2 protein-coding genes are annotated in these 3,487 nt (G+C 30.3%); both read right to left on the reverse strand.

The features are described 5' to 3' along the window. Nucleotides 1–398: 398 nt before the first annotated feature. Nucleotides 399–1,103 (reverse strand): hypothetical protein, encoded by a 705-nt coding sequence (locus tag ACRDDY_RS07885; protein WP_438564403.1) that lies wholly within the window; start codon nt 1,101–1,103, stop codon nt 399–401. Nucleotides 1,104–1,192: 89 nt separating this feature from the next. Beyond that, complete coding sequence (locus ACRDDY_RS07890; RefSeq protein ID WP_438564404.1) at nt 1,193–3,400, reverse strand: AAA family ATPase; 2,208 nt, start codon at nt 3,398–3,400, stop codon at nt 1,193–1,195. Nucleotides 3,401–3,487: the final 87 nt, after the last annotated feature.

The raw sequence follows: 3,487 nt of genomic DNA on the forward strand, positions 1-3,487 counted from the left end.
GCACTATATAATAAACACATTCCTATAACAATAATTAATGCCATATCTGCACCACTAATTTGATTCACAATCTCATCTCCTTTTATTATCTTACCTAATATAATAATATCATACTAGGTAATTGTTGTCAACTAAAAAATATTAAATAATAATCACCACCGTAGAAAACAAAACACAATGGAACGTAGTGGAATTGTGGCTTTGGCTTTCGTAGGTGAAAGGAACAAATACACCACGCTCTTTGTGGTGGCTTTGTGACGTGTAATTAATATTGGTACACAATATTCTTCTTAGACTTAGAATAATTTAATAAGTGGTCACTCATCTTGTCTTATATAAATAAGGGTAATAATATTCTTCTTGACTACTTACTATAGGGAATATTATTACCCTTATTACTATTTCTTCAATTCTAAATGTTTCCCTATCATCTCTATTATTTTTAATTGATTTTTAAATTCTTCATATTTAACAACTTTTACTGCTATTTCTCCACCAAATGTAAGTATTTTATTTTCAATGTCATATATCAACCTATCATATTGGCTTTGAGAAATAATATTTTTATTTAATTCCATTATATATTTAGACTTTAAATCTCTAGCCATTTTATTTCTATCCCAAAAATCTTTGTACTCCCATTCTTCTATCAGTGTATACTCATCAGCCTCTTTATTGTACATTAAATAGTCATAACCAACTCTTTTTATTGCTTCTTCCGCTTCTAATATTTTATCATATTTGGTGGCACGTTTTCTATTTGTGTCGTTATATTCCATATTTACCTCCTTCATGATTTTCTTTTTACTTTTGCTTGGATGTACAACTTTTTCATAACTATATTCTGTGTGTTGCTCTTTTTGCTTATCTCTTATTTTGTAATAATTTTGCAATACAGACCACTCGTCAATTGGTATTTGCGTTAGATAATAAACTTTGTTTCTTCCAATTTTTTCATTTTTAATAAATTTAAAGCCGACTAATTGCAATCTTGAGTTTAACTTATTGCTTTTAACAATATATTTAAACCCATCATTATTTGTGTTTAGTAAATCACACATTTCTTCTCTTGTAAAACATATTAATTCCAATTCTTCTTCCATATTAAACACTCCAATCTAAATTATATTATCAGAGGATATAATATCCTCTGATAATATTCTAACACAGATTAGATTAGTTGTCAACTATTTTATTCAAATTCTTTTAAAATAAATTCGGTTAATTGAGTTTTTCTTTCTAAGTTTTCTTTAATCTTTATTGCATTATCAATTGTGTGCTTATCTCCCAACATATAACATTTTACTTTCGCTCTACTTATTAATACATAAAGTAGATTTGATGTTAGTAAACATTCGTGCCTTGGTGAAACAACACCTAGAATATATTTTCTTTCTTGACCCTGACTGCGATGACAACTAATCACATATCGTAGCAACAGTCTACTTAAGTCCTCTTTAGTAAATACAATTAAATCTTCATCAAATTGTATTACCATAATCTCATTATCAAGACTTCTAATAATCCCATCCATCCCATTGTATATGATATTACTTCCTCTTGGTGCTATTCCTAATTCCTTACTCTCTTTCCATGTATCATAATCTAAAGCATCATATGAATTTTTAGTGTTTAATACTCTATCTCCAACTCTAAATTTAACTGTTATACCATTCTTTTCTGTAGACCATTCAAGTTTACTTGTGTTATTTGGATTAAATATATTTTGTATCTTGTTGCTTAACGTTATTGACCCAACGGCTCCCACATTAAATGGTGAAATCATCATAATATCGTCAATACTAATTCCTTTTTTAAGAAGTTTGTCATAAGTTTCAACAGCCATTTGTGCCAGTTCATTATCATTGGATACTTGTTGAAACTTAAACGACTTATCTTGACCTAAAGTCGTAATTTCACTATCGTTTAAAAATTCTTCTCCCAACATAGCTTTTGTTGAAGCTGTAGCAATCCCACCAACTCCAAAACGATGTACTTTGTTGAATCTAGCAGTTGGAACTTTTCCACTTTTAATCATATCGTGCATACAATTTCCCAAACCTACACTAGCTAATTGATCTATATTTCCAACCAATACTAATCTAGTATGTGGTTCTATTGATTGAAGTAACATATAAAATACCTTTAAGTCTGTCATACCAAACTCATCAACTAAAACATAATCTTGTGTGATAATTTTTGTCTCTTGAGCACCATATCCTACCGCCTTGTGTATTGTCATAGCTTTTCTAAAAGTAGCTTCGGATAGTCTTTTAGCCCCCGCCCCACTTGGTGATAATAATAAGTATGAATATCCATAATAGTCTAACATATTACATAAAGCATTGGTTGAGAAAGATTTCCCGGATCCAGCAGGTGCGTCCACTATTGAAATTTTGTGGTCTTTAGCATTATATAACATTTGTGATTGTTCATCGGTAAGAGTACCGGTTTCTGTTGTTAAGAAATTTTCAACTTCCATATCTAATGGTTCTGAATTTTTAACCATATCACTTACCATCCAAGCCACTTGTAATTCAGCATTGTATGTTGATTGAATACTAATGTTTTTAGTATCTTCTTCATAGTGTAGTAAATCACTATCAATAGCACATTGTTTAATTCTTGTGGAACAATCAGGAATATATTCTCTCACTGCAACATACAAGTCGTTTGCATTTGCAAAACTATTTCCTTCATACTCGTTCATCTTTAAATTATACACCATACAATTTTCCAATCTATCAAAGCTATCTTCCCATGAGTTGTCACGCTTTAAAATGCATTTATCAGCTTTCTCAAACCCGTATCCCAGTTCCTCCATTAAGGCGTAATATGGTGTTTCATCAAAAACTTTATATATTTTAGATATATCCCCATAACTTTCAGCAATCTTCCTAGCGTTTTTAAGGCTTATTCTATATTCTGGATATCTTAAAACAATATTGAAAAACTTAAATTGCGTGTTAATTTTGTCTTTTATTTGCTTGAATCTAGTGTCACCAACATTATAAATATCACTATAGTCAATTTCTTTATCTTCTAAGCACATTTGGATAAACTTTGGATACTTGTTTAATATAGCTGTAGCAATGGTGTCACTTGTTATTTGTGATATAAAACCATGTGCATTATCTCCTTCCATTTCTTCTTCATACCCTATGATGTTTACCAAGTTGTAAGAACCTTTATATCTAGGATTTAGGTTCTTTTCAACTTCCAATACGTATTCCTTACCCTCTTTCATCATAGGTAAATTTCCTGCTATAGAAATTGTTTGATATGTCGGATGCTTCTCCATTTCTTTTACACTATCGCCTAATGGTGTAAATATTCTAGCTGACCAATCTCCACGCTCACCTGTAACTCTCCCTATTATTCCTGTTACCTTCATACCCATAACTATCACCTCTAAACTTTTTATAATCTTATTATATACTAAAAAAATAAAAGTGTCAACATATAGTCAACACTTTTTAAAGTTTTT

Origin of the sequence: Clostridium sp. (genome assembly GCF_051656525.1) — a bacterium.
Taxonomy (GTDB): domain Bacteria; phylum Bacillota; class Clostridia; order Clostridiales; family Clostridiaceae; genus Clostridium.

Coding starts and splice junctions, on each gene's coding strand:
- ACRDDY_RS07885 (WP_438564403.1), bottom strand. CDS start 1,103: ATGGAAGAAGAATTGGAATTAATATGTTTTACAAGAGAAGAAATGTGT.
- ACRDDY_RS07890 (WP_438564404.1), bottom strand. CDS start 3,400: ATGGGTATGAAGGTAACAGGAATAATAGGGAGAGTTACAGGTGAGCGT.